General features: G+C 68.1%; 21 protein-coding genes and 1 riboswitch. Of the genes, 14 read left to right on the forward strand and 7 right to left on the reverse strand.

Features of this window, described 5'->3' with window-relative positions:
• Positions 1–32: 32 nt before the first annotated feature.
• The 7 genes from Q8O26_RS02555 (at position 33) to Q8O26_RS02585 (ending at position 7559) form a co-directional block, all read left to right on the forward strand.
• Positions 33–479 (forward strand): tripartite tricarboxylate transporter TctB family protein, encoded by a 447-nt coding sequence (locus Q8O26_RS02555; protein ID WP_305573164.1) that lies wholly within the window; start codon positions 33–35, stop codon positions 477–479.
• Positions 480–481: 2 nt separating this feature from the next.
• Complete coding sequence (locus Q8O26_RS02560; protein ID WP_305573166.1) at positions 482–1981, forward strand: tripartite tricarboxylate transporter permease; 1500 nt, start codon at positions 482–484, stop codon at positions 1979–1981.
• Positions 1982–1987: 6 nt separating this feature from the next.
• The gene (locus Q8O26_RS02565) at positions 1988–2875 is read left to right on the forward strand and encodes a LysR family transcriptional regulator (protein WP_305573168.1); all 888 of its coding nucleotides are present in this window, start codon (positions 1988–1990) and stop codon (positions 2873–2875) included.
• A gap of 124 nt (positions 2876–2999) precedes the next feature.
• Entirely contained in the window at positions 3000–3947 is a 948-nt protein-coding gene (gene kdgD / locus Q8O26_RS02570) for a 5-dehydro-4-deoxyglucarate dehydratase (RefSeq protein ID WP_305573170.1), read from the forward strand.
• A 152-nt stretch (positions 3948–4099) separates the two neighbouring features.
• Complete coding sequence (locus Q8O26_RS02575; RefSeq protein WP_305573172.1) at positions 4100–5188, forward strand: beta-propeller fold lactonase family protein; 1089 nt, start codon at positions 4100–4102, stop codon at positions 5186–5188.
• A gap of 359 nt (positions 5189–5547) precedes the next feature.
• Positions 5548–6582, forward strand: a complete 1035-nt coding sequence (dusA, locus tag Q8O26_RS02580; RefSeq protein WP_305573174.1) for a tRNA dihydrouridine(20/20a) synthase DusA — start codon at positions 5548–5550, stop codon at positions 6580–6582.
• Between the two features lie 113 nt (positions 6583–6695).
• Positions 6696–7559, forward strand: a complete 864-nt coding sequence (locus tag Q8O26_RS02585) for a sulfite exporter TauE/SafE family protein (protein WP_305573176.1) — start codon at positions 6696–6698, stop codon at positions 7557–7559.
• 12 nt (positions 7560–7571) lie between these two features.
• On the opposite strand, the gene Q8O26_RS02590 is transcribed toward Q8O26_RS02585, so the two are convergent.
• Genes Q8O26_RS02590 through Q8O26_RS02605 form a run of 4 tightly spaced genes read right to left on the reverse strand, consistent with a single transcriptional unit; the run spans position 7572 to position 10851 of the window.
• Positions 7572–9095, reverse strand: a complete 1524-nt coding sequence (locus tag Q8O26_RS02590; RefSeq protein ID WP_305573178.1) for a bifunctional UDP-sugar hydrolase/5'-nucleotidase — start codon at positions 9093–9095, stop codon at positions 7572–7574.
• Between the two features lie 57 nt (positions 9096–9152).
• On the reverse strand, positions 9153–9869 hold the full coding sequence (locus tag Q8O26_RS02595; protein WP_305573180.1) for a TIGR02281 family clan AA aspartic protease: 717 nt from the start codon (positions 9867–9869) through the stop codon (positions 9153–9155).
• Positions 9866–10066 carry a DUF1289 domain-containing protein gene (locus tag Q8O26_RS02600; RefSeq protein WP_305573181.1) on the reverse strand — a complete coding sequence of 67 codons (201 nt, stop codon included), beginning with the start codon at positions 10064–10066 and terminating at the stop codon, positions 9866–9868. The genes Q8O26_RS02595 and Q8O26_RS02600 overlap by 4 nt, the downstream gene beginning before the upstream one ends.
• Entirely contained in the window at positions 10063–10851 is a 789-nt protein-coding gene (locus Q8O26_RS02605) for an adenosylcobinamide-GDP ribazoletransferase (RefSeq protein ID WP_305573183.1), read from the reverse strand. The genes Q8O26_RS02600 and Q8O26_RS02605 overlap by 4 nt, the downstream gene beginning before the upstream one ends.
• A gap of 111 nt (positions 10852–10962) precedes the next feature.
• Here Q8O26_RS02605 and cobT point away from each other — a divergent pair, with 111 nt between their 5' ends.
• The gene (cobT, locus tag Q8O26_RS02610) at positions 10963–11991 is read left to right on the forward strand and encodes a nicotinate-nucleotide--dimethylbenzimidazole phosphoribosyltransferase (RefSeq protein WP_305573185.1); all 1029 of its coding nucleotides are present in this window, start codon (positions 10963–10965) and stop codon (positions 11989–11991) included.
• A gap of 12 nt (positions 11992–12003) precedes the next feature.
• Here the strand turns inward: cobT and Q8O26_RS02615 are convergent, their stop codons facing one another.
• From Q8O26_RS02615 to Q8O26_RS02625, 3 genes are all read right to left on the reverse strand, one after another.
• Positions 12004–12609, reverse strand: coding sequence for a response regulator transcription factor (locus Q8O26_RS02615; protein ID WP_305573187.1), 606 nt, complete (start codon positions 12607–12609; stop codon positions 12004–12006).
• Between the two features lie 3 nt (positions 12610–12612).
• Complete coding sequence (locus Q8O26_RS02620; RefSeq protein WP_305573189.1) at positions 12613–13704, reverse strand: ATP-binding protein; 1092 nt, start codon at positions 13702–13704, stop codon at positions 12613–12615.
• A gap of 145 nt (positions 13705–13849) precedes the next feature.
• Entirely contained in the window at positions 13850–15031 is a 1182-nt protein-coding gene (locus Q8O26_RS02625; RefSeq protein WP_305573191.1) for a pyridoxal phosphate-dependent aminotransferase, read from the reverse strand.
• Between the two features lie 212 nt (positions 15032–15243).
• On the opposite strand from Q8O26_RS02625, the gene Q8O26_RS02630 reads away from it, so the two are divergent.
• From Q8O26_RS02630 to ileS, 6 genes are all read left to right on the forward strand, one after another.
• Complete coding sequence (locus tag Q8O26_RS02630) at positions 15244–15888, forward strand: hypothetical protein (protein WP_305573193.1); 645 nt, start codon at positions 15244–15246, stop codon at positions 15886–15888.
• A gap of 121 nt (positions 15889–16009) precedes the next feature.
• Positions 16010–16117, forward strand: a riboswitch (glycine riboswitch).
• 204 nt (positions 16118–16321) lie between these two features.
• Positions 16322–17467 carry a glycine cleavage system aminomethyltransferase GcvT gene (gene gcvT, locus Q8O26_RS02635; RefSeq protein WP_305573195.1) on the forward strand — a complete coding sequence of 382 codons (1146 nt, stop codon included), beginning with the start codon at positions 16322–16324 and terminating at the stop codon, positions 17465–17467.
• Between the two features lie 32 nt (positions 17468–17499).
• Positions 17500–17874 carry a glycine cleavage system protein GcvH gene (gcvH, locus tag Q8O26_RS02640; protein ID WP_305573197.1) on the forward strand — a complete coding sequence of 125 codons (375 nt, stop codon included), beginning with the start codon at positions 17500–17502 and terminating at the stop codon, positions 17872–17874.
• A 138-nt stretch (positions 17875–18012) separates the two neighbouring features.
• Positions 18013–19368 carry an aminomethyl-transferring glycine dehydrogenase subunit GcvPA gene (gene gcvPA, locus Q8O26_RS02645; RefSeq protein WP_305573199.1) on the forward strand — a complete coding sequence of 452 codons (1356 nt, stop codon included), beginning with the start codon at positions 18013–18015 and terminating at the stop codon, positions 19366–19368.
• Between the two features lie 11 nt (positions 19369–19379).
• Positions 19380–20954, forward strand: coding sequence for an aminomethyl-transferring glycine dehydrogenase subunit GcvPB (gene gcvPB, locus Q8O26_RS02650; RefSeq protein WP_305573200.1), 1575 nt, complete (start codon positions 19380–19382; stop codon positions 20952–20954).
• 827 nt (positions 20955–21781) lie between these two features.
• Positions 21782–24778, forward strand: coding sequence for an isoleucine--tRNA ligase (gene ileS, locus Q8O26_RS02655; protein ID WP_305573201.1), 2997 nt, complete (start codon positions 21782–21784; stop codon positions 24776–24778).
• Positions 24779–25156: the final 378 nt, after the last annotated feature.

Consider the following 25156-nt stretch of genomic DNA (forward strand, 5'->3'; position numbering starts at 1 on the left):
CGGCGCACCCCTTCTTCCAGCAGGGATCCACCATGACCCGCGTGAACACCGCCGACCTCGCCTTCGGGCTCTTCCTCATGGCCGTGGCGGCGGTCGCGCTCTATCTCATCGCCGAACTGCCCATGGGTTCGACCTCGCGCATGGGGCCGGGCTATGTCCCGAGGGCGCTCGCCGTGATGATCGCTCTGATCGGCGCCTTCATTGCCGGAAGGGCGCTCTTCGCCGCCGGGGAGGCTTTTCCCGATATCGCGTGGCGGCCGATCCTGCTCGTCGGCGCCGCGGTGGGGATGTTCGGCCTGCTTTTGCCTAGGCTCGGCCTCGCCGGAACCGCCTTCATGGTCGTCCTGGTCGCGGGCTCCGCGTCGAAAGACATGCGGTGGCGGGAGCTCCTGCTGATCGCCGCATTGCTCTCGACCTTCGCGGTGTTGCTGTTCGTCAAGGCGCTCGGCCTTCCCATGCCGATCTGGCCGGTGGTCTGACGATGGACCTCATCGCCAACCTCGCGACGGGCTTTGCGGTCGCCCTCACGCCGGCCAACCTGGCCTTCTGCTTCCTCGGCGTTCTGATCGGGACGCTCGTAGGCGTGCTTCCGGGCATCGCGCCGATCACCACGATCGCGATCCTGCTCCCCTTCACCTTCACCCTGCCGCCGGCGTCGGCGATGATCATGCTCTCCGGCATCTTCTACGGCGCGCAGTACGGGGGCTCGACCACAGCCATCCTGGTGAACCTGCCGGGCGAGTCGTCCTCGATCGTCACCTGCCTGGACGGCCATCAGATGGCGAAGCAGGGCCGGGCCGGTCCGGCGCTGGCCATCGCGGCCATCGCCTCGTTCTTTGCTGGCACCATCGCAACGATCATCATCGCGGTCGCGAGCGTTCCCCTTTCGGCCCTGGCGCTGAAATTCACGGCGGCCGAATATTTCAGCCTGATGGTTCTCGGGCTGACGGGTTCGATCGCGCTCGCACACGGCTCGGCCGTCAAGGCGGTGGCCATGGTGCTGCTTGGCCTGCTGCTCGGCCTCGTGGGCATCGACGTCAACACGGGCCTTCCCCGCATGACGCTCGGCATCGGCGAACTCGGCGACGGCATCGGCTTCGTCGCCATCGCGATCGGCCTTTTCGGAATTTCGGAACTGATGATTGCCTTGTCCCGGCCGCAGGACCGAACCCTGCTGTCCGTCGCCTTGAGTCAGCTTTGGCCGAGCCGCAAGGAGCTGAAGGACTGCCTTCCCGCCATGCTCCGCGGCACCGCCATCGGGTCCATCCTCGGCGTGCTCCCGGGGGGCGGCGCCGCGCTCTCCTCCTTCGCCTCCTATGCGGTGGAAAAGAAGATCTCGGCCACGCCCGAGCGTTTCGGCCGCGGCGCGATCGAAGGGGTGGCGGGACCGGAGGCGGCCAACAATGCCGGTGCGCAGACCTCTTTCATTCCCCTGCTGACCCTTGGCATTCCCGGCAACGCCATCATGGCGCTCATGGTGGGTGCGCTGATGATCCAGGGCATCCAGCCCGGGCCGCAGGTGATGACCGCGCAACCGCAGCTGTTCTGGGGCGTCATTGCCTCCATGTGGCTTGGCAACCTCATGCTGGTCATCCTTAACCTGCCGCTGGTGGGCCTGTGGGTGTCGCTTTTGCGCGTTCCCTATCGCATCCTCTTCCCTGCCATCGCGCTGTTCTGCTGCATCGGCACCTATTCGATCAGCAACAGCCAGATGGACATCGGCCTGATGCTGCTCTTCGCCCTGGCCGGAGTGTTCTTTGTGAAAGTGGGGGCGGAGCCCGCGCCCTTCATCCTGGGCTTCATTCTCGGCCCCCTCATGGAGGAGAACTTCCGCCGCGCCATGAACCTGTCGCGGGGCGACCCCATGGTGTTCGCGGAGCGCCCGATAAGCGCCGCGCTGCTCGTGCTCACCGCGCTGCTCCTCGTCGTGCTGATCCTTCCCGCGGTCCGCGCCAAGCGCGAGGAAGTGTTCCAGGAATAGGCGGCCATGTTTGACCTTGGACAGCTGCGCTGCTTCGTCGCCGTGGCCGACGAGTTGCATTTCGGCCGGGCGGCGATCCGGCTGAACATGACCCAGCCGCCGCTGAGCCGGCAGATCCAGATTCTTGAGCGCATTCTCGACGTCAAGCTTCTGGAGCGTTCGAGCCGATCAGTGAAGCTGACCCCGGCCGGGCAGAGCTTCCTGCCCGAAGCCCGCCATATCCTCGGCCTCGCCGAGAGTTCGGCTCTGCTGGTCAAGCGGGTGGCGCGTGGCCGGGCGGGATCCCTGAAGGTCGGGTTCACCGCGGCCTCGGCCTACAGCTATCTTCCCAGCCTCGTCGCGGCGTGCCGCCACGAACTGCCGGACGTCGCGCTGTCGCTCAAGGAAATGGTCAGCGGGGACCAACTGAAACGGCTGCTGTCGGGGGAAATCGACATCGGGCTGATGCGCCCGCCCATGCCGCCCGTGGGTCTCGGCTCGTTCCGGGTCATGGCGGAGCCCATGCTGGCGGCGCTGCCACGGAACCATCCGCGTGCCCGGCAGACCAGCGTGAAGCTCGAGCAACTGGCGGCTGACCCGTTCATCATGTACGCGCCCTACGAGGCGCGCTACTTCCACGACCTGGTGGTGGAGATCCTCGCCCGCGGCGGCCTGTCACCGAACCACGTGCAGTACCTGGCGCAGATCCATTCGATCCTCGCGCTGGTCCATGCCGGCGTCGGCGTCGCTATCGTGCCCGAGGCAGCGGACAACCTTCAGTTCCGCGACGTGGTGCTGAGACCGATCGCGCTGCAAAAGCCGGTGCTCGCCGAACTCTACATGGTCTGGCGCGAACAGAGCACCAACCCCGCCATCCCCATCCTGCTCGACGTTGCGCGCAAGATGGCTGGCTGAGGCCGATCATTCCACATTCGGTATCGATTCATCCAGCCTTTGGTCGGGCATCACCCCTGAGCCTGCGCCATGCTCGCCGCACCAAGGAGTGCCCCGTGGCGGGGCGGCATGTGGAGTGGCATCAATGGCCGGAATGACCCCGAAGGAAATGGCCCTGACGATCGGCAGCGGGCTCCTGTCCTTCCCCGTCACACCCTTCGACGCGGACCTCGCCTTCGACGAGGAGCGCTATCGCTCGAACCTCGACTGGCTCTGCAGCTACGAGGTGGCGGGGCTCTTTTCGTGTGGCGGCACAGGCGAGTTCTTCTCCCTGACGCCGGAGGAGGTCGCGCGCATCGTCGCGGTCGCGGTGGCCGAGACCGCCGGGCGCGTCCCGGTCCTGGCCGGGGTGGGTTACGGCACCACCATCGCCTGCGAGCTCGCACAGAGTGTCGAAAAGGCCGGTGCCGACGGAATCCTGCTGCTGCCGCCCTATCTCGTCAACTCGGAGCAGGAGGGTCTCGCAGCGCATGTCGAGGCTGTCTGCCGTTCCACCAGCCTCGGCGTCATCGTCTACAACCGCGACAACGCCATTCTGACAGAGGATACGCTGGCGCGGCTCTGCGAGCGCTGTCCCAACCTGGTGGGCTTCAAGGACGGCGTCGGGGACCTCGAACTGATGCAGCGGATCGGCTCGAGGATGGGCGACCGCCTGACCTATGTCGGCGGCCTGCCGACCGCCGAGACCTTCGCCATGCCCTATCTGGAGATGGGCGTGACGACCTACTCCTCGGCCGTTTTCAATTTCGTGCCGGAGTTCTCGACACGCTTCTATGCGGCCGTGGGGCAACGCGACCACCGGACGGTGGAAGCCGGACTCAAGGACTTCATCCTGCCGCTGCTCGCCATTCGCAACCGGCGCAAGGGCTATGCGGTCTCGATCATCAAGGCCGGGATGAAGGTCATCGGGCGAGATTCCGGGCCGGTCAGAGCGCCGCTGACGGATCTCGGTGAAGCCGAGACCGCAGAACTCGCCGTCCTCGTCCGCAGGCTCGACAGCGGCATCTTCGCCGCCCGTCCTCAGGCCGCATGACGCGCCGCCGGGGAGGGCGGCCGTCCATCCATGCCGTCCCGGCATGGATCCATAGCGACATTGACTTGGCCGGGCGTGAGCCGCCCGCCTAGCCTGTCCGGAGACGTCCGCAGCAAGCGGAGCCGGCCCACGAGCCGGAACGGGAGAGAACCATGAAACGCCACATCCTTGCCTCTGTCGCGCTGGCGACCGCCTTCGGCCTGTCGCCCACGCCCGCCGCGGCGGCGACCTACGTCTACGTCTCCAATGCCGAAAGCCGGGAGATCAGTGTCCTGCGGATCGACCGGGAGGCCCGTGTGCTCCGGCCAGTCCAGACCGTCCCGGTGACCGGCACGGCGATGCCGATCGCCGTGTCTCCCGACAAGCGCTTTCTCCACGTCGCGCTGCGATCGCAGCCCTTCTCCGTGGCCTCGTTCAGCATCAACCCCGCGACGGGTGAACTCAGCCCCGTCGCTACCACCCCGCTTCCCGACAGCATGGCCTACATCGCGACCGACCGGACCGGCCGCTTCCTGCTCAGCGCCTCCTACGGAGGCGACAAGGTGGCGGTGAACGCCATCGGCCTGAACGGGGCCGTCGCGGCCGAACCGACGCAGATCGTCGCGACACGCCGGCATGCCCACGCGGTGATGACCGACCGGAGCAACCGCCACGCCTTCGCCACCAATCTGGGCGGGGACGTCGTTCTCCAGTTCACCTTCGATGCGACGATGGGCCAACTGCGGTCTGCCAGTGCGCCCCTCGTCGAGACGGATACGGGTCAGGGCCCGCGGCATTTCGTGTTTCATCCAGGCGACCGGTTCGTCTATCTGCTCAACGAACTCGATGCGACGATCAACGTGTACCCCTACGATCCGGGCGCCGGCCTTCTCGGCAACCGCATCGAGCGCGTCACGACCTTGCCGGACGGGTTCCAGGGTGGCGCGCCCTGGGCTGCCGAGGTGCGGATCAGCACCGATGGGCGGCGCCTCTACGCCTCGGAGCGGCGATCGAGCACGTTGTCCGTCTTCGACGTCGATGCGGCGACGGGCAGGTTGACCCGCACGGCCGTCGTGCCGACCGAAGAACAGCCGCGCGGTTTCGCGCTCGATTCTGCCGGCCAATTCCTCGTCGCCGTCGGGCAGAAGTCGCATTCGGCAACGCTCTACGCGATCGACCCGCAGTCGGGACGCCTCGGCGCGACCCACCGCCTGCCCCTCGGCAAGGATCCGAACTGGGTGGAGATCATCGAACTGCCCTAGGCGCAAAACACATCGTGCCGCTCGACCGTGGGCGCAGGTCCGGGGGCCAGGCAGAATGCGGACATTCCCGACGTCGGCTTAGGGCCCAAAAGCCGACGGTCGTTCAGTGGTAGTAACCCGCAGGCAGCCGGTCTCAGTCGAAGGCTCCATCTGCCAACGGCCGCGGTGCGGTTCGGCTAAAGGGCTGACAACCCGCGGCAACAGGCGAGATCGACCGCGTCTTGACCTTTGTCATGTCCCATAGCGTTGTGTAGCTGAGGGTGATCATCGGCGATTGCCGGTCAGGTTTGCGGTGCGAATGATGCCGATTGGTGTAGTTCCAGTGCCGAATGATGCTGGGCCATAGAACGAGATCCCGCATGACGGCTGGTTTTGAGGCCAAAAAGAGCCCCTGGCGCTTCGCCGTGGCACCGATGATGGACTGGACGGACCGGCATTGCCGGTTCTTCCACCGTATCCTCTCGCGCCATGCCCTGCTCTACACCGAGATGGTCACCGCCAATGCAGTGATCCATGGCGATCGCGAGCGGCTGCTGGGGTTTGATCCGGCCGAGCATCCTGTGGCGCTGCAACTCGGCGGTGCCGATGCCGGCGCGTTGGCCGAGGCCGCGCGGATCGGTGAAGGCTACGGCTACGACGAGATCAACCTCAACTGCGGCTGCCCGTCGGACCGCGTCCAGGGCGGCCAGTTCGGCGCCTGCCTGATGGCGGTTCCCGACCAGGTGGCGCGGGCCGTCGCCGCCATGAAGGCGGCCGTCGCGGTCCCGGTCACCGTTAAGTGCCGGATCGGCATCGACGACCAGGACCCTGAGGCGGGCCTCGATGCCTTCGCCGATGCCGTCGCCGCCGCCGGGGCCGATGCGCTGATCGTCCATGCCCGCAAGGCCTGGCTGCAGGGCCTGTCGCCCCGCGAGAACCGGGAGATTCCGCCCCTCGATTACGATAGGGTGCTTCGCCTCAAGGCGCGCCTGCCGCATGTCCCCATCGCCATCAACGGCGGGATCGGCAGCCTCGCCGAGGCTGAAAGCCTGCTCGCCGCGCGTGACGGCGTCCGGCTCGACGGCGTCATGCTCGGCCGCGCCGCCTACCAGTCGCCGGCCCTCCTCCGCGAGGTCGATCCCGTCCTGTTCGACGCGCCGGCACCTGTCGCCGGCCTTGCCGAGGCCCTGGAGGCCTTCATCCCCTATCTGGAAGCGCAGCTGGCGGAGGGCGTGCGGCTCTCCGCCATGACCCGGCATCTCCTTGGCCTGTTCCAGGCCGTGCCGGGCGCCCGCCAGTTCCGTCGCCACCTGTCGGTGGAGGCGGTGAAGCCGGGTGCCGATGCGCGGGTGCTGCGCGAGGCCCTCGACCGCGTCATCCGTCCCGCCGCCGGCCGCGGCGAACTCGCCGCCTGAACGCCCGCCAACCGCCTGAAACCGTCTCGCAGACCCGCCGCGCGCGCGCGGGCCTTGCCGCACCGGGGTATGCCGGAGTAAGTCGCGCGCTTCCTGCGGCGTGGATGTACCCCATGTTCTTCGGCGTTCCCTACGACCAGTTGGCCATTCTCGCCGTCGGCCTCCTGGCGGCCGGCGCCATCACCGGCATCCTCGCGGGCGTCTTCGGCGTCGGCGGCGGCGCGGTCATCGTGCCGGTACTCTACGAGCTCTTCGGCGTCGTCGGCGTGCCGGTGGAACTGCGCATGGCGCTCGCCGTGGGCACCTCGCTCGCCATCATCATCCCGACCTCCATCCGCTCGTTCCAGGCGCACAGGGCCAAGGGTGCCGTGGACATGGAGATCCTGCGCGCCTGGGCCGTTCCCGTGGTCGTCGGCGTCATCGTCGGCTCGCTGCTGGCGCGCTATGCGCCACCGGCGGTCTTCAAGGCCGTCTTCGTTTTCGTCGCCGGCCTGTCGGCCTGGCGCTTGCTCACCGGCAAGGAGCTGAATTTCGGTACCGGCATGCCCGGTCGCACCGGCATGATCGCCTCGGGCGGCGTCATCGGCGTGCTGTCGAGCCTGATGGGCATTGGCGGCGGCCAGCTCGGCAATCTCGTGATGATGGCCTATGGCCGCTCGATCCATAACGCCGTCGCGACGTCCTCAGGTCTCGGGGTGCTCATCTCCATCCCCGGCGCCCTAGGTTACATCTATGCCGGCTGGCCGAAGGCCGCGGAATTTCCCGCCGTTGCGGCGATCCAGTTTCCCTTCGCGCTGGGCTATGTCTCGCTGATCGGCTTCCTGCTCTTCATCCCCACCTCGATGTGGACGGCGCCGCTCGGCGCGCGCCTCGCCCATTCCTTGCCCAAGCGCAAGCTGGAACTGTCCTTCGGCATCTTCCTGCTCATCGTCTGCCTGCGCTTCACCTGGGACCTGGTGACCCGCGGCATCGGCTGAGCCGCGGCCTCCTCACCGCAGGATGACGCGCCCCTCGATCCGCGGCGCGACGGTGCCGAGCTGGCGCAGATGCGTCATCAGGTCGGACGCGACCAGCTTGCCCTGCACGTCCTTGTCGGGCGCCCTGAGGCCCAGCATCGTGTAGCCGTCGCCACCGCGCAGCATGAAGTCGTTGGTGGCGACCGTGTAGATCCGGTCGTCGTCGAGCGGCTGTCCGGCCACCTGGACGGAGACGATGCGGCTGCCGGGCGGCCGCCTGGCATCGACTTCCGCCGTGACGTTCGAGACATGGGGAAAGCGGCCAGCGCGCTGTTCAACCTGGCTGACACCGTTTTCCAGCGCGCTCCGGAGGTCTGCGCCCGAGACCTTGGCGACCACCGTCCTGTTGCCGAAAGGCAGCTCGCTCAGCGCATCGCGTCGGGTCAGGCGGTGCCCGGCCGGGTAGATCCTGTTGCCCCGGATGGCGCCGCCATTGGTCAGCCCGATCTCGGCGCCCGTCGCGGCCCTCATGGCATCGGCGACGAGATTGCCGATCGCCTGTTCACCCGACCGCACCGATGCCGTCCGCGTGTCGAGATCCGCGGTGAGAGTGGCGATCTCGACATCGAGTTCCTCCGACAGCACGTTTTCGTATTGCCGCACCAGCGCCAGCGTCTCGGGGTCGGGCGTCACGCCGCGGCTGTCGTTGACGCGGAACGACGGCGTGAAGGTGGTGCGCGTCACGCCCTCCGCCGTCACCTTCGTCAGCGTCAGGTCTACGGCGGTGACGTAATAGCCTTCCTCCGAACTCTCGATCATGACGGTGCGCCCGTCATAGGTGATGGCGAGGTCGTGGTCGTGCCCGGTCAGGAGCACGTCGACGAGCCGCGAGCGGACGATCTCGAGGTCCTCCCTGCGGTCGGTATGGGTGCAGCAGACGATGAGGTCGGCGCCCGCCCGGCGCAGCCGTGCCGCCTCGCTGCGGACCGTGGCCATGGTCGGCATGAAGCGGATGTCTCCGGTCGTCGAGACTTCCGGCGTGTTGGGCAGTGCGACGCCGAAGACGCCGAGCTTGACGACGCCGAGGTCGAAGATGCGGCCGTCCTCGTGGCCGGGCAGGATCGCCCCGTCGGCGGCGCGCATATTGGCCGCGAACCACGGGAAGCGTGATTCCTGTCGGCGTTTCGCATAGGCCTCGGGTCCGAAGTCGAACTCGTGATTGCCGGGAACAAAGACGTCCGGCGGGGCGATGTTGCAGAGCTCGACCGTGTGCGCGCCCTGGTCGAAGCCCGACATCAGAGAGGGCGAGAACATGTCGCCAGCGTGGACATAGAGCAGCGGCACGCCCCGCGCCCGCTCAGCCTTGACGATGGCGTTGAGCCGGGCGAAGCCGCCGCGTCCGCCCTCCTCGCCCATCTTGTAGATGTCGTTGACGAGCAGCAGCGTCACCACGGGCGTACCGGCGGGGATCTGCGCCTCTGATGCGGTACCGCCGAGGGCGGCGAGGCCGGCCCCGATTCCGGCTGTCAGGGTGTCGCGGCGGGAGATGCGGCTCATCGTGACCTCATGTTCGGGCGGACAATGAAGCCGCCACCTCGACGCTGGCAAGAGGCCTCAGCTGCGACCCCGCAGCACCATCCGCCCGGCGCGCACCTCGTAGCTTTCGAGCCGGTCGAGGAACGTATGGCCGAGCAGGCTCGTCGTCAGGGCGCCCGGCCGCGCCACCAGCGCCCGGACGTTGCGTTCGACGATCGGGCCGATCGCGACCATCTCCACCATCGTGGCGGCCGTCAGCGACTGTCCGTTGGCGGTCTGCACGGGAACGTTGAAGGACAGATCCTCGACCCGGATGCCGGCGCGGCGCGCATCGGCCTCGGTCAGGACGAGCGCCGAAGCGCCGGTGTCGACCAGCATGGGCGTCGCTCGCGAACCGTTGAGGGTGACCCGCACCACATAGGTGCCGCCGCCACCGCGCGGCACCGTCACCTCGCGCGTTCCGGTGACGCCTTCGCTGCCCATGCCGGGGACGAGATTGGCGAGAACGCGCCGGCCGACCGCCTCGAACTCGTAGCGATAGGTGTAGATCACGCCAAGGAAGGCGAAGATGGCAAGCCAGGCGATCACCGCCTGCAGCGCGTCGCCCGCCCGGCCACGGAACAGGCCCATGACGCTGGCGCCGCTGAGCGCGGCCAGCATCGAGAGGCCGACGAGCGAACCCCAGTCGCCGGCATCGAGATTGCCGGTGGCGAGGCCGCCGGACCGCACCGCCGCCACGACCACCAGCAGCACGACGCTGCCGAGCAGGATCCAGAGAACCGAACGCGATGTCATGCCGGCCCCTCCAGCGAAGTGAGGCGGCGGGGCAGGTCGGCCATCACGGCGCGGCGCTGCTCGCCGCTCATGGCAAGCCAGCCGCCGATCTCCGCGGCGGTCCGACCGCAGCCTTCGCAGAGGCCATGGGCGGGGTCCATGCGGCAAAGCCTGATGCAGGGGCTCTCGATGGCGGGCGGCGGCGCGAAGGCGTTCATGGCGCGGCGAAAGCCAGCAGGGTCAGAAGCATGGCGATCTCGATGACCTGTTGCGTCGCTCCGGTGATGTCGCCGGTCTGCCCTCCCACATGGGCCTCCGCGAAGCGGATGGCCAGAACCAGCACCAGTCCTGCGACGACGAGACCGAGGACGAGGCCGGCCCATCCGCCCGCCGGAACGGCGAGAAGGGCGATGAGGCCCGTCAGCGCCAGGGCCCGGTACCAGTCCTCACTGCGCGGCTGGCCGGTGGCATAGGCGGCACCCTCGACCCGCGCCGGCGGCAGGCGCACCTGCAGGCCGAGCGCGACGGTGCGCGACACGGCCCCTGCCGCGGCGAGGGCGAGGGCGGTCCGGCCCGCTCCGACGCTGGCGACCAGCCCGGCGAGCGCCGCGACGCGCAGTCCGAGCCCGATGATCAGCGCCGTGGCGCCGAACGTGCCGATGCGGCTGTCCTTCATGATGTCCAGCCGCCGCTCGCGGCTCATGCCGCCGAGGCTGTCCGCCGAATCGGCGAGTCCGTCCTCGTGGAAGGCACCGGTCATGACGGCCGCCGCCCCGACGCAGAGGAGAGCCGCGATCAGCGGCTGCCAGACCAGCGCGGCGGTGATCAGCACGGCGCCAGCGAGACCACCCAGCACCAGCCCGACCAGCGGCACGACGCGGATCAGCCGCGTGAAGTCCGGCAGGCCATGCGGATCGGTCTCCCCGGGCAGGATCGGCAGGGGCAGGCGCGAGAAGAAACGGAGCGCAACGATGGTGTCACGCCAGAGGGCTGGATTGTCCATGGCGAATGGCATAGCCAGAGCCGCGCCGCTCCGCCAGTCCGCCTTGTGCCGCCATGGTCGATGCTGCTACCGCTCGCCTCCCGCGACGCACCCCGAGTCAGAAAGCGCCTCATGGTCCTGCCGCCCCCCAACCCCTCCGGCCTGCCCTTCGAGGATATCCGCGATCTCCTCACCCGCATGCCGGGACCGGACGAGGCGGCGGTGGCCGAGGTCCGTGCGCGCGACGGCGAACTCACCAAGCCGGCCGGCTCCCTCGGCCGCCTCGAGGATATCGTCGAGTGGGTCGCGGCCTGGAGCGGCAACGGCAAGCCGCGCGTCGACCGGCCTCTCGTCGCCATCTTCGCGACAGCCCATGGGGTGACGGGGCAGGGGGTCTCGGCCTTCCCGGATGCGGTCAACCGCCAGATGCTGGAGAATTTCGCCGCCGGCGGTGCCGCCATCAACCAGCTCTGCGTCGCCAACGACATCGGCCTCAAGGTCTTTGACCTCGCGATCGACGTGCCGACACCGGACATCACTCTTGCCGACGCCCTGGACGAACCGGGCTGTGCCGCCACCATCGCCTTCGGCATGGAGGCCATTGTCGGGGCCGATCTCCTCTGCCTCGGCGAGATGGGCATCGGCAACACCACCATCGCCGCGGCCGTCTATCACGGCCTCTACGGCGGCGAGGCCCGCGACTGGGTCGGTCCGGGGACGGGCATCGACGCCGAAGGGCTGAAGCGCAAGGCCGATGTCGTCGAACGCGCGGTCGCGCGCGCCGGAGGGCCGGGCCTCGATCCGCTCGAAGTGCTCCGCCGTGTCGGCGGCCGGGAGATCGCCGCCATTGCCGGCGCCATCCTCGCCGCGCGCCTGCAGCGCATTCCCGTGCTTCTGGACGGCTATGTCGTGACGGCCGCCGCGGCCGTGCTCCACGCCATCGATCCCGCGAGCCTCGACCATTGCCTCGCCGCCCATCGCTCCGCCGAGCCGGCCCATGGCCGCGTCCTCGAGAAGATCGGCAAGCGGCCGCTTCTCGATCTCGGCATGCGGCTCGGCGAGGCTTCGGGCGCGGCCCTGGCCTGCGGCCTCGTCAAGAACGCTCTCGCCGTCCACCAGGGCATGGCGACCTTCGAACAGGCCGCGGTGAGCCGCGGCTGACGATCCGGCGCGTCACTGCTCGGTCAGGACGATCCGCACCAGATTGGCGGCATTGCGCGCGCCGATCTTCTCCATGATCCGGGCGCGATGCACCTCGACCGTCCTTGGGCTGATGCCGAGGGCGCGGCCGGCCTCCTTGTTGGAGGATCCGCCGGCGATCTGCTCGAGCACCTGCCGTTCGCGCGGCGTCAGAAGCTCCATACCGGGAAAATGCGAAGCGAGCTGCCCCGTCATGCGCGAGTGACGGCCGGCATCGGCGATGGCCTCACGGACACAGCCGACGATCCGGCCGGCATCGAAGGGCTTCTCGAAGAAATCGACGGCACCGTTGCGGATCGCGTCGACCGCCATGGGGATATTCGCCTGCCCCGACATGGCGAAGAACGCAGCCGGGCAGGCATCGGCCTTCAGCCGCTTCAGCACGTCGAGCCCGGAGGTACCGGGGATGTTGACGTCGAGGATGACGCAGGCCGGCACATGGCTCCGGACGGCGGTGACGAGCGCGTTGCCGTCGGCAAATCCTGTCACGTCGAAACCCTCCATCGTGAGGATGGTGCTGAGCGCCTCGCGAACGGCGGCATCGTCGTCCACAACGAAGATCTCATCGGCCTGGGACATGGCTCACGGGCTCCGCTTCAAGGCTTCTGGCGAGGCCTGCCGGGCAAGGGGCAGGACCACCGAGACGGTCGCTCCGAGGCCCCCTCCGCCGGGCTCGACACTGATGGATCCGCCGAGCTGCTCGGCGATGGATCGCGACAGGGAGAGGCCGAGCCCGAGGCCGCCCCGCTTCGACGTCTGGAGCGGCGCGAACAGACGGGCCATGACGGCGGCGGGGATACCCGGTCCGCTGTCACGTATGGTCAGGTGAGCATGGTCGCCCACGCTGCGCGTCGCGATCCACAGGCGAGCCTCCTCCAGCCCCTCGACGGCATCCATGGCGTTGCGCACGACATTGACGACGATCTGCTGCACCTGGACCGGATCGGCCAGGACCGTAAGCTCCGGATCGGCATGGTCCCGCTGGACGGCGGGCCGCGGATTCCGTCCGAAAACGGCCAGGTCGATCGCCTCGTCCACCAGTGGAGCGAGCGTCACCGGCTCGGATTCCGGTGGCCTGTTCTCCACGAACCGTCGCAGGGCACGAATGATCTTGCCGGCGCGCTCGGCCTCCCGTCGCGCCTTGCCGATCATGACGCCGGCAGCCGCCTGCGGGCCGAGCATGGTTTCCGCCGCCTGCAGGTAGAGGGCTGTCGCCGTCAGCGGCTGGCTGAGCTCGTGGGCCAGCGCCGGACCCATCGCCGCGACGACGGCGAGGCGGCCGAGATGAGCGTTTTCGGCTTCCAGTCGCGCCAGCCGCTCGCCGTCCGCCGGCGGTGCGGGCCATTCCCGCAGCACCGCGATGAAATGCAGGTCCGCCGCGCTCTGCCTCGTCGCGAGGTCGAGCCGCGCAGAAAAGGCGGAGCCGGACTTGTGGCGTCCGATAAACGCGTGCGAGCCGCTGCCGAGCCGTTCAAGCCGTCGTCTGTCCATGCCGTCGTCACCGGCGAGGAGCATGGCGAAGGGTTGCCCCAGAGCCTCCGCGGCCGTCCAGCCGAACAGCCGTTCGCAAGCGCGGCTGAAGGCGGAAATGCGCGCGGAGCCGTCGAGCATGACGATGGCGTCGCTCGCCATATCGAGAATATCCGACAGGAGGGCGTCATCGGCATTCGGCAAGGGTGGGACAGCCCGTTCGATTCGACCCTCCCCAACAGCTGGGCTCGGCAAGGTCGCAGCCTGCGACATCCCGCCTCATCCGTAAACCATGCTACGGAGAAATGCGGAGCGCAACGGGCTTTAGCGTCGGGATGAACGCGGATCGCTAGAGTTGCGGGATGGCCAGTTTCAGGCGCTCCGCGGCCAGGGCGATCTGTTCCGGCGAGCGCAGGTAGCACAGCCGGAGATGGCCCTCGCCCCCCGGGCCGAAGGCGCTGCCGGGGGCAAGGCCGACCTTGGCGATATCGACGAGCTTCATCGCCGCAGCGTTGGAATCGGTGACGCCGTCGATGCCGAAAAACAGGTAGAAGGCGCCTTCGGGACGGGAAAAGCGGCACCGGCCCGTCGCCTCGATGGCTTCCGAGACGATGTCGCGTGCCTTCCGCGCCTTGGCGACCTGATGGGCGAGGAAGCTCTCTCCGCGCTCCAGCGCCACGATGCAGGCGCGCTGGATGAAGACCGGCGAACCCGAGGTCGAATACTGGATGAGGTTCTCGATGACGTCGCCGAGGGCGGGGTCGGCTTCCACCCAGCCTGTGCGCCAGCCGGTCATGGCCCAGTTCTTCGAGAAGGTATTCACCCAGACGATGCGGTCGCCGTCCTCGCGCACGTCGTGGAAGGACGGCGCCCGGTGCGGCGCGCCTTCGGTCCAGACGAAGCGGGTGTAGATCTCGTCGGCGACGATCCAGAGGCCATGGCGGCGGGCCATCGCCAGGATCGCCGCCAACTCCTCCTTGGTCGCCGTCCATCCGGTCGGATTGGAGGGCGTGTTGATGAACATCGCCTTGGTCTTCGGCGTGATCGCCGCTTCCAGCTTTTCGAGGTCGATCTGCCAGCCACGATTGCCGTGGTCGAGTTCCACGAAGACCGGGGTCGCGCCGCGCAGACCGGCGGCCGCCGGCGCGTTCGGCCAGGTCGGGGAGGGGATGATGATCTCGTCGCCCGGGCCGGCGACCAGTGTCATCGCGATCTGGATCGCCTGCATGCCGGAGCCGCAGACGAAGAAGCGTTCCGCCGACAGGTCGCGGCCATAGAGGTCCGAGGCATAGGTGGCGATCGCCTGCCTGAGCTCGGGAATGCCGCGCTGCCAGGTGTAGGTCGTCTCGCCGGCTGCGAGCGAGCGCGTCGCCGCCTCATAGATGAAGGAGGGCGTCGGCATGTCGCCCTCGCCGACCCAGAGCTGGATCACGTCGCCGGCGGTACGGGCATATTTCGACAGTTCGACGATGCCGCTGGCAGGGGCTCCGGAGGCTTCCGGACGCAGCGAGGCGAGAAGGGAAGAGGTCATGCGGGCGGTCCTAGGTGAGCGGCGGGGGCCGTGTTCGGCACAAGCCTAACGGTCGCGTGCAGCCCTTCTCATGAAAATCCCGAGATTTGTCCACCAGTGCCGGAGGAGGATGTCGCGCCATCCTGCCGGTGGAAGGCAGCAGGATGGCCTTTGTTCCGCCCGAAGCCTCTTGCTATAAGCGCCGATCGTGACGGCAAATCGAGGGTAGCGGCGTGCGAATCTGGAAAGTGACGGCTGTTCTGGCAGTGGGCCTGGCGCTCGGTGCATGCGGCAGCACCGGCGGCACCCTGTTCGGTGGCCAGCAGCAGGCCGCGCAAGCGACGGCGCAGCCCGCGCCCGGGGTCGGCTCGCCGGTCCACACGGCCCTGTTCGGCCAGCCGGTTCCCGAGGGCCAGCAGGCCCTCCACGCCAATCTCTGCCCGCGTGTCGAGATCCGCGACGGCTCGGCCGTCTGGCGCCAGGGTGGCGAGGGGCCGACCGAACTGCGCTATCAGGGAACCATCACGGACCTCGCCCGCGAGTGCCGCATCGACGGACAGACCATGACGATCCGCGTCGGCCTTGAGGGCCGCGTGCTGGTCGGCCCCAAGGGCGACGGCGGCCGCGTGACCATGCCGATCCGCATCGCGGTGACCAAGGGCCTGTCGACGCCGGTCTGGACGCGGCTCTATCAGGTGCCGATCGACATTCCCGCCGGCTCGCCCAACGTCGCCTTCACGCAGGTCGAGGATCAGGTCTCCTTCCCGCTGCCCGAGCCCGGGGACCTCGCGACCTACATCGTCTTCGTCGGCTTCGATAACCAGGCCGCCCAGCCCGAGCGTCCGCGCCGCGGTCGCGCCCGCACCGCGGAGCGCTGAGGCATCACGCCGCACGCGTCGGCGTCGGCGAGCGCCAGCTTTTGCCTGACCTTCGGGCACCTCTGCCCACAAGCTCGCCTTGACTTCGCCGCACGATCCCGCCATTGCGGTGGCGTGTCATATGAACCCGGCGGGAGAGTCCGGGTGGTCTTCATGTTGATGGGATCCCCCGGCGCCGAAGGAGCAACGGCCCCGGAACCTCTCAGGCAAATAGGACCGCCGGTGGAATGACATTCTGGAAAGTGGCCGGAGGTCCAATCCCGGCCCACCGACGGAGTAAGCCGTATGGCTTCCGCTTGCGGAGGCCCGCTCTGAGCGAGCTGCGGTGAATCTCTCAGGTCCTGCGACAGAGGGGCGCGAGCGGGCGACAAGCCCGCATTTCGGACATGCTCGGCTGCCGCCGAGCCTATCCGCGCGCCGGAGTGCAGAACCTATGGGCGAGCCCCAGACCGGACCGTTGCTGACGACACCGCTGCATGCCCTGCATGGCGAGCTCGGCGCCAAGATGGTGCCCTTCGCCGGCTATGACATGCCGGTCCAGTATCCGACCGGGGTCATGGCGGAGCACAACTGGACGCGTGAGCATGCCGGCCTGTTCGACGTCAGCCATATGGGCCAGTGCTTCCTCATTCCCGCCGACGGTCGGTTCGAGACCGCGGCCGCGGCTCTCGAAAAGCTCGTCCCTTCCGATGTCCTCGGCCTGAAGCCCGGCCAGCAGCGCTATTCGCAGTTCACCAACGAAGAGGGTGGCATTCTCGACGACCTGATGGTCACCCGCCTCGGCCATCCCGGTCACGAGCACTGGATCTATCTGGTGGTCAATGCGGCCTGCAAGGACGCCGACTACGCCCATCTGAAAGCGCATCTCCCGGCCGATGTCGCATTGAAGATCGCCGAGGATCTCGCGCTGATCGCGGTTCAGGGGCCTGAGGCGGTGGCGGCCGTCGCGACACTCGCGCCGGATATGGCCGGCCTCAAGTTCATGACCTCGCTCGACCTCGCCATCGACGGCATCTGGGCCCATGTCTCGCGCACCGGCTACACGGGCGAGGACGGCGTCGAGATATCGGTGAAGAGCGCCGATGCGGTGGCGCTGACGCAAAAGCTGCTCGCCGATCCGCGCGTCAAGCCGATCGGCCTCGGCGCCCGCGATTCGCTCCGGCTCGAGGCTGGCCTCTGCCTCTACGGCCACGACATCGACACCACGACCTCGCCGGTCGAGGCGGGCCTCACCTGGTCGATCCAGAAGCGTCGGCGGACCGAGGGCGGTTTCCTCGGCGCCGCCCGCATCCAGAAGGACCTCGCCGACGGCGCGCCGCGTCTGCGCGTCGGCATCCTGCCCGACGGCCGGGCACCGGCCCGCGAAGGCACGGTGGTAAAGGCCGCCGACGGCCAGCCGATCGGCAACATCACCTCCGGCGGCTTCGGCCCGACCATCAACGGCCCGCTCGCCATGGGCTACGTCAACCGCCGCTTCGCCGAACCGGGAACGCCGGTGCTGCTCGAGGTGCGCGGCAAGGATCTGCCGGCGAAGGTCGTCACCATGCCTTTCGCGCCGCATCGCTATTTCCGCGGCTGAGACTTCAACGACCAGCCTTCAGGGGACCCGTCATGGCCACCGTCAAATACACGAAAGACCACGAATACATCCGCATCGACGGCGACACCGGCACCGTCGGCATTTCCCACTACGCCCAGGAACAGCTCGGCGACGTGGTCTTCGTCGAGCTTCCCACCGCCGGCAAGGCCGTCAAGAAGGGCGACAGCGCCGCCGTGGTCGAGAGCGTCAAGGCGGCTTCCGACATCTATTCGCCGGTCTCCGGCGAGGTGACCGCGGCCAATCCCGACCTTGAGGGCGCCCCTGCCACCGTCAACGACGACCCGACCGGCAAGGGCTGGTTCTTCAAGGTGAAGATCGCCAACCCCGCCGAGCTCGACGAGCTCATGGATGAAGCTGCCTACAAGGCCTTCCTCAACACGCTGTGAGCCGAAACGCTCCTCTTTCCATAAGTAAGAAGCCGGGACCCGCGGTCCCGGCGAGCCTCCCATCCGCCCACGATCCCTCACACGCCCGCTGACGCGGGCACCCTCTCCCGCAAGGGCAGAGGGTCAGTGGAGCCCACCATGCGCTACCTGCCGCTGACGCCCCAAGACCGCACCGACATGCTGGCGAAGATCGGTGTCGCCGCCGTCGACGACCTCTTCGCCAATGTTCCCAAATCCAAGCTGCTCAAGGGGCCGGTGAACCTTCCCCATGCCAAGGGCGAGTTGGAGGTCGAGCGCATTCTCGGCGCCATGGCGGCCGAGAACATCTCGGCCTCGGAAGTGCCGTTCTTCGTCGGTGCCGGGGCCTACAAGCATCATGTGCCGGCTTCGGTCGACCACCTCATCCAGCGCTCGGAATTCCTGACGAGCTACACGCCCTATCAGCCGGAAATCGCCCAGGGCACGCTTCAGTACCTGTTCGAATTCCAGACGCAGGTGGCGCTCCTCACCGGCATGGAGGTGGCCAACGCCTCCATGTATGACGGTTCCACCGGCGCAGCCGAGGCCGTGCTGATGGCCCACCGCGTCACCAAGCGGCGCAAGGCCATCCTCGCCGGCAACCTGCACCCCCATTACCGCGACACGATCGAGACGCTGTCGCGCATGGCCTCGGACGAGCTTGTCTCGCTGACGCCCAATCCGAACGACGCCGGCGCCGACCTCAAGGCCGTCGCCGCCGCCATTGATGCCGAAACCTCCTGCATCGTCATCCAGACGCCTGACGTCTTCGGCAACCTCCATGACCTCACCACCATCGCCAAGAAGGCGCAGGACGCCGGCGCGCTGCTCATCGCCGTCTGCACCGAGGTCGTCTCGCTCGGGGCCGTGACGCCCCCCGGCGCCATGGGCGCCGATATCGTGGTGGCCGAGGGCCAGTCCATCGGCGTCGGCCTCAGCTTCGGCGGACCCTATGTCGGCCTCTTCGCCACCAAGCAGAAATATGTCCGGCAGATGCCGGGCCGCCTCTGCGGCGAAACGGTGGACGCCGAGGGTCGCCGCGGTTTCGTGCTGACGCTGTCCACCCGCGAGCAGCACATCCGCCGCGAGAAGGCGACGTCCAACATCTGCACCAATTCTGGGCTGATGTGCCTCGCCTTCACCATCCACATGTCGCTGCTCGGCGAAAGCGGCCTGCGCCGCCTCGCCGCGGTGAACCATGCCAATGCCTGTGATCTCGCCGACCGGCTCGCCGATCTCGACGACGTCGAGGTGCTCAACAAGAGCTTCTTCAACGAGTTCGCCATCCGCGTGCCCGGTGATGCGGCGAAGGTCGTCGAGAAGATGGCGAAGAACGGCGTCCTGGCCGGTGTGCCGGCCGCCCGCCTCTGGCCGAAGGACAAGGCGCTGAAGGACGTGATCCTCGTCGCCAACACCGAAATCAATACCGATGACGACCGCGCTGCCTTCGTGGCGGCGCTCGGCGCAAGCATCTGAGGAGCGGTTCGATGTCCATGAACAACCAGGGTCGTCCGACCTCCGCCGGCGAGACCGGCACCGCCGCCGCCCACCCGACCTTCACCGGCAACAAGGCGCTGCAGATCGAGGAAGCGCTGATCTTCGAGATCGGCCGTCCCGAGGTCTCCGGCGTCGACATCCCCGCGCCGAAGAAGGTGAAGTCCCGCCTCGGCAAGCTCGCCCGCGACGAGGCCATCGGCCTTCCCGGGCTGACCGAGCCCGAGGTGATGCGCCACTATGTGCGCCTCAGCCAGAAGAACTACGGCATCGACACCGGGCTCTTCCCGCTCGGCTCCTGCACGATGAAGCACAATGCCCGCCTCAACGAGAAGATGGCGCGCCTGCCGGGCTTCGGTGACGTCCATCCGCTGCAGCCAGCCTCGACCGTCCAGGGCGCGCTGAAGCTGATCGATACGCTGGCGCATTACCTGAAGGAACTGACCGGCATGCCCGCCGTCGCCATGAGCCCGAAGGCGGGCGCCCATGGCGAGCTCTGCGGCATGATGGCGATCAAGGCGGCGCTGGAAGCCAAGGGCGAGGGCCATCGCAAGATCGTGCTGGTGCCGGAATCGGCCCATGGTACCAACCCGGCCACCGCCGCCCTCATCGGCTTCGACGTGAAGTCGGTGCCGGCCCAGGCCGACGGAACGGTGCATGTCTCCGACGTCAAGGCGGCTCTCGGGCCGGACGTGGCGGCGATCATGCTGACCAACCCGAACACCTGCGGCATCTTCGAGAAGGAGATCGTCGAGATCGCCGCTGCGATCCACGAGGCCGGGGCCTATTTCTACTGCGACGGCGCCAACTTCAACGCCATCGTCGGCAAGGCGCGGCCGGGCGATCTCGGCGTCGACGCCATGCACATCAACCTGCACAAGACCTTCTCGACGCCCCATGGCGGCGGCGGGCCGGGCTCGGGTCCGGTGGTGCTCTCCGAACGCCTCGCGGCCTTCGTGCCCTATCCCTTCATCCGCGTCGGCAAGGGCTATGCCCTGGTCGAGGAGGGTGGCAAGCTCGACAAGGGCGAGCAGCCCTTCGGCCGCATGTCCGCCTTCCACGGCCAGATGGGCATGTTCGTGCGCGCCCTCGCCTACATGCTGAGCCACGGCGCTGACGGCATGCGGCTGGCGTCCGAGGACGCCGTCCTCAACGCCAACTATATCCGCGCCTCGCTCGCCGACCTGATGAGCCTGCCTTTCGGCAACCAGCCCTGCATGCACGAGGCGCTGTTCGACGACGACTGGCTGAAGAACACCGGCGTCTCCACCCTCGACTTCGCCAAGGCGATGATCGACGAGGGCTATCACCCGATGACCATGTATTTCCCGCTGGTCGTCCACGGTGCCATGCTCATCGAGCCGACGGAGAGCGAGTCCAAGGCCTCCCTCGACCTCTTCATCGCCGCGCTGCGCGACCTCGCCATGGCGGCGAAGCGCGGCGACGTCGACCGCTTCAAGGGCGCGCCCTACCACGCGCCCCGCCGTCGCCTCGACGAGACACGGGCGGCCCGCACGCCCATCCTGCGCTGGACGAAGCCGGCGCCCTACAAGGAGGCGGCGGAATAACGCTGTCGCCGGACCGCCGCGACCATTCGGGAAGCCCGGCCATCGGCCGGGCTTCTTCCTTTTCGGGCGCAGGGCTCAGCACGGCCACGGTCGGCCCGGTGCTATGTTCACGGACTCGCACACTTTCGCGCCTTTGTGGGGCGGCGCAAACAACGGTAACGCCACGCGGAATGCCTCAGACAGACGTCTACCGGACCGCCATCGGCCTCACGCAGCGCCGGTAAGTGTGGGCCGTTCCCTGAGCCGTGATCTCGAGGCGCTCTGCGTCCACAAGGCGGAACCGAAACGTGCCGCGTTCCACTGCCGTTTCGCCTTCGCCACGGCAACGGCCCATCGCAACGACCGCTCCCGATGGGCTCTGCCGGAAACTGCCAAAGCGGCAGATGGAGGCGAAGAACTCGACCGAGCGTGGCGCGACCCTGACTCGTCCGTCATCGGTCCGGTCGGTGCAGGACGCAGCCTCATAGCCCCAGGTGCCGACCATGGATGGGGGCAGGGCACGGATCGTCTTTTGCGCCACGGCGGCGGATGCGGGGAGCACAAGCAGGGCTATGAGGGCGAGGCGGGTCATCGGAACCCCAGACCTGTTGGCGGCTTTTCGGCGCCGGCCGTTTCAGCCTGATGGCGCCGCTCCGCGCTTGCCTTTCCGCCCGCCTTCCCCTTAAGACACGGCCATGCGCACCGTCGCCCGTTCCGCTTCGCGAATTACCGGCCCGGCCTCCTGAAGGCCGCGCGGCCGTCTCGCGCGCGTTCGGAGGTCCGGGGTCTGAGCTCTCACCCGATCCGACACCTGCGGCCCGCCGCCGCCTTTCCCGGCCGATCACCCCATGTCCGACAAGTCCAAGACCTCCGCCGAAGCAGCGTCCGACGCCTTCGACTATTCCAAGACCCTGCTGCTGCCGGAAACGCCGTTCCCGATGCGTGCCGGCCTGCCGGAGAAGGAGCCGCAGATCCTCAAGGCCTGGGAGGAGAGCGACCTCTACGGCCGGCTGCGCCGCGCGGCCCGGGGCCGCGACCGCTTCGTGCTCCATGACGGCCCGCCCTATGCCAACGGCCACCTCCACATCGGCCACGCGCTCAACAAGATCCTCAAGGACATGGTGACGAAGTCGCAGCAGATGCTCGGCTTCGACAGCGACTATGTGCCCGGCTGGGACTGCCACGGCCTGCCGATCGAATGGAAGATCGAGGAGGAATACCGCGCCAGGGGCAAGAACAAGGACGAGGTGCCGGTCGTCGAGTTCCGCCAGGAATGCCGCACCTTCGCCACGCACTGGCTGAACGTCCAGCGCGAGGAGTTCAAGCGCCTCGGCGTTGTCGGCGACTGGGCCAATCCCTACCAGACCATGACCTTCCACGCCGAGGCGCAGATCGCCGAGGAGATCCTGAAGTTCGCCGAATCCGGGCAGCTCTATCGCGGTTCGAAGCCGGTCATGTGGTCGGTGGTGGAGAAGACCGCCCTGGCCGAGGCCGAGGTCGAGTATCACGACTACCAGAGCGACATGATCTGGGCGGCGTTCCAGGTGCGCGCCGCGTCCCTGCCGGCCCCCGACCAGGCTGGCCGTGACAGGCTCGCCCTTCTCCGGAACTCGGCGGTCGTCATCTGGACCACAACGCCCTGGACCATCCCGGGCAACCGGGCGATCTCCTATTCCAGCCGCATCGCCTATGGGCTCTACCGCGTCATGGCGGCGCCGGCGGACAATTGGGCGCGTGTCGGCAACACCTATATCCTCGCCAAGTCGCTGGCCGAGAGCGTCTTCAAGCAGGCCAAGGTCGAGGGCTTCGAACTGGTCGCCGACGTCTCCGCTGCCGAACTCGCCAGCATCACCTGCGCCCATCCCCTCGCCAATCTCGGCTACGGCTTCGACGTGCCCATGCTCGACGGCGACCATGTCACGGATGATGCCGGCACCGGTTTCGTCCACACCGCCCCCGGCCACGGCCGCGAGGACTTCGACATCTGGATGGCGAACGGCCGCGTGCTCGCCGAGCGCGGGATCGAGACCCGCATCCCCTACACAGTCGATGGCGACGGCCGCTTCACCTCGGAAGCGCCGGCCTTCGAGGGCCGCCAGGTCATCACCGACAAGGGCGACAAGGGCGATGCCAACCCCTCCGTGATCGAGGCGCTATCCGCCGCCGGCAACCTCGTCGCGCGCGGGCGCCTGAAGCACCAGTATCCTCATTCCTGGCGCTCCAAGAAGCCGGTCATCTTCCGCAACACGCCGCAATGGTTCATCGCCATGGACCGCCCCTACGAGGACGGCACGACGCTGCGCCAGCGTGCGCTGAGGGCCATCGGCGAGACGCAGTGGGTGCCGGAATCCGGCGAAAACCGCATCCGCGGCATGATCGAGAACCGGCCTGACTGGGTCGTCTCGCGCCAGCGCGCCTGGGGCGTGCCGATCGCGGTCTTCGTCCATCGCGACACCGGCGACCTCCTGAAGGACGAGGCGGTCAACCTGCGCATCGCCGAGGCCTTCCGCCAGGAAGGCGCCGACGCCTGGTTCAAGCAGGGCGCGAAGGAGCGCTTCCTTGGTCCGGATCATCCGTCTGCCGATTACGACAAGGTCGACGACGTCCTCGACGTCTGGTTCGATTCCGGCTCGACCCACGCCTTCACCCTGGAAAGCCCGCAGGACTTCCCGAATTTCGAAGGCCTGAAGCGCAAGGTCGACGGCGGTGCCGACACCGTCATGTACCTCGAGGGCTCCGACCAGCATCGCGGCTGGTTCCATTCCTCGCTGCTGGAGAGCTGCGGTACGCGCGGCCGGGCACCCTATGACGTGGTGCTGACCCATGGCTTCGTCCTCGACGGCGAGGGGCGCAAGATGTCGAAGTCGCTCGGCAACACGGTGGCGCCGCAGGACGTCATCAAGCAGTCGGGCGCCGACATCCTGCGCCTGTGGGTGGCGGCCTCCGACTATTCCGACGACCTCAGGATCGGCAAGGAGATACTGCAGACGACGTCGGACGCCTATCGCAAGCTGCGCAACACCATCCGCTGGATGCTGGGCGCGCTCGCCCATCACGACGGGGCGGCGCTGCCGGCACCGGCGGCACTGCCGGAGCTGGAGCGTCTGATGCTCCATCGGCTCGCCGAATTGTCGCCGCAGATCCACGAGGCCTATCGCACTTACGACTACAAGAAGGTCTTCGCCCTGCTGACGCAGTTCATGAACGTCGACCTGTCGGCCTTCTATTTCGACATCCGCAAGGACCGCCTCTATTGCGATCCGCTGTCGTCGGCGGAGCGCAAGGCGACGCTCGCGGTCATCGAGGAGCTTTTCCGGGCGGTCGCGACCTGGCTGGCGCCGATCCTCTCCTTCACCGCGGAAGAGGCCTGGTGGGATCGCTACGGTCGCGAAGGGTCGGTGCATCTTGCCGGCTTCTACGCGGCGGATGCCGGCTGGCTGGACACCGCGCTCGACGCGAAGTGGGAGAAGATCCGCAAGGTCCGCCGCGTCGTCACCGGCGCGCTCGAACTGGAGCGGGCCGGCAAGCGCCTGGGCTCCTCGCTGGAGGCGGCCCCGACCGTCTATGTCGCCGACGCCGACCTCCTGGCGGCGCTCGACGGGCTCGACCTCGCCGAAGTGGCGATCACCTCGACTGCCCTGATCGTCGCCGGTGAGGGACCGGCCGAGGCTTTCCGCGCCGACGACACCAAGGGCGTCGCGGTGGTCCCGGCCAAGGCCGACGGCATCAAATGCGCTCGCTCGTGGAAGTATTTCGATCCCGCGACTTCCGATGCTGACTTCCCCGACATCACGCCGCGCGATGCCGCGGCGATGCGCGAGTGGAAGCAGCGTCACGTGATGTGAGGACGGGCGGGCTCAGGAGGACCGTCCTCAAGCCCGTACCACTCCGCAGGTGCGACGGAGTTCGCGCCGCCATTCCTGAGATGATGCGGAACGCCGGTGGCCGAGGCGCAGAACCCTGCCGCCTCAGGTCATTGCGGGCATCTTGCATAACGGCGAGGGCCTTTCGAACGCGCAGAGAGGCCGTGGAAGGGAATCCGGGATCGTATCCCGGGTTCCTGCCGGGACAGCGCGACAGTCATGTCGTGGTGCGCGCTGCCCTGCCATGGACTTTTCGAGGTCGCCGGACCGGGACGGGGGGGGGGGGGGGGGGGGGGGGGGGGGGGGGGGGGGGGGGGGGGGGGGGGGGGGGGGGGGGGGGGGGGGGGGGGGGGGGGGGGG

Source organism: Phreatobacter sp. (assembly GCF_030691135.1).
Classification (GTDB): Bacteria; Pseudomonadota; Alphaproteobacteria; order Rhizobiales; family Phreatobacteraceae; genus Phreatobacter.

Coding starts and splice junctions, on each gene's coding strand:
- gcvPA (WP_305573199.1), top strand. CDS start 18,013: ATGCGCTACCTGCCGCTGACGCCCCAAGACCGCACCGACATGCTGGCG.
- gcvH (WP_305573197.1), top strand. CDS start 17,500: ATGGCCACCGTCAAATACACGAAAGACCACGAATACATCCGCATCGAC.
- Q8O26_RS02590 (WP_305573178.1), bottom strand. CDS start 9,095: ATGAGCCGCATCTCCCGCCGCGACACCCTGACAGCCGGAATCGGGGCC.
- ileS (WP_305573201.1), top strand. CDS start 21,782: ATGTCCGACAAGTCCAAGACCTCCGCCGAAGCAGCGTCCGACGCCTTC.
- Q8O26_RS02565 (WP_305573168.1), top strand. CDS start 1,988: ATGTTTGACCTTGGACAGCTGCGCTGCTTCGTCGCCGTGGCCGACGAG.
- Q8O26_RS02625 (WP_305573191.1), bottom strand. CDS start 15,031: ATGACCTCTTCCCTTCTCGCCTCGCTGCGTCCGGAAGCCTCCGGAGCC.
- dusA (WP_305573174.1), top strand. CDS start 5,548: ATGACGGCTGGTTTTGAGGCCAAAAAGAGCCCCTGGCGCTTCGCCGTG.
- Q8O26_RS02575 (WP_305573172.1), top strand. CDS start 4,100: ATGAAACGCCACATCCTTGCCTCTGTCGCGCTGGCGACCGCCTTCGGC.
- cobT (WP_305573185.1), top strand. CDS start 10,963: ATGGTCCTGCCGCCCCCCAACCCCTCCGGCCTGCCCTTCGAGGATATC.
- Q8O26_RS02605 (WP_305573183.1), bottom strand. CDS start 10,851: ATGGACAATCCAGCCCTCTGGCGTGACACCATCGTTGCGCTCCGTTTC.
- Q8O26_RS02600 (WP_305573181.1), bottom strand. CDS start 10,066: ATGAACGCCTTCGCGCCGCCGCCCGCCATCGAGAGCCCCTGCATCAGG.
- gcvT (WP_305573195.1), top strand. CDS start 16,322: ATGGGCGAGCCCCAGACCGGACCGTTGCTGACGACACCGCTGCATGCC.
- Q8O26_RS02555 (WP_305573164.1), top strand. CDS start 33: ATGACCCGCGTGAACACCGCCGACCTCGCCTTCGGGCTCTTCCTCATG.
- Q8O26_RS02595 (WP_305573180.1), bottom strand. CDS start 9,869: ATGACATCGCGTTCGGTTCTCTGGATCCTGCTCGGCAGCGTCGTGCTG.
- kdgD (WP_305573170.1), top strand. CDS start 3,000: ATGGCCGGAATGACCCCGAAGGAAATGGCCCTGACGATCGGCAGCGGG.
- gcvPB (WP_305573200.1), top strand. CDS start 19,380: ATGTCCATGAACAACCAGGGTCGTCCGACCTCCGCCGGCGAGACCGGC.
- Q8O26_RS02615 (WP_305573187.1), bottom strand. CDS start 12,609: ATGTCCCAGGCCGATGAGATCTTCGTTGTGGACGACGATGCCGCCGTT.
- Q8O26_RS02560 (WP_305573166.1), top strand. CDS start 482: ATGGACCTCATCGCCAACCTCGCGACGGGCTTTGCGGTCGCCCTCACG.
- Q8O26_RS02585 (WP_305573176.1), top strand. CDS start 6,696: ATGTTCTTCGGCGTTCCCTACGACCAGTTGGCCATTCTCGCCGTCGGC.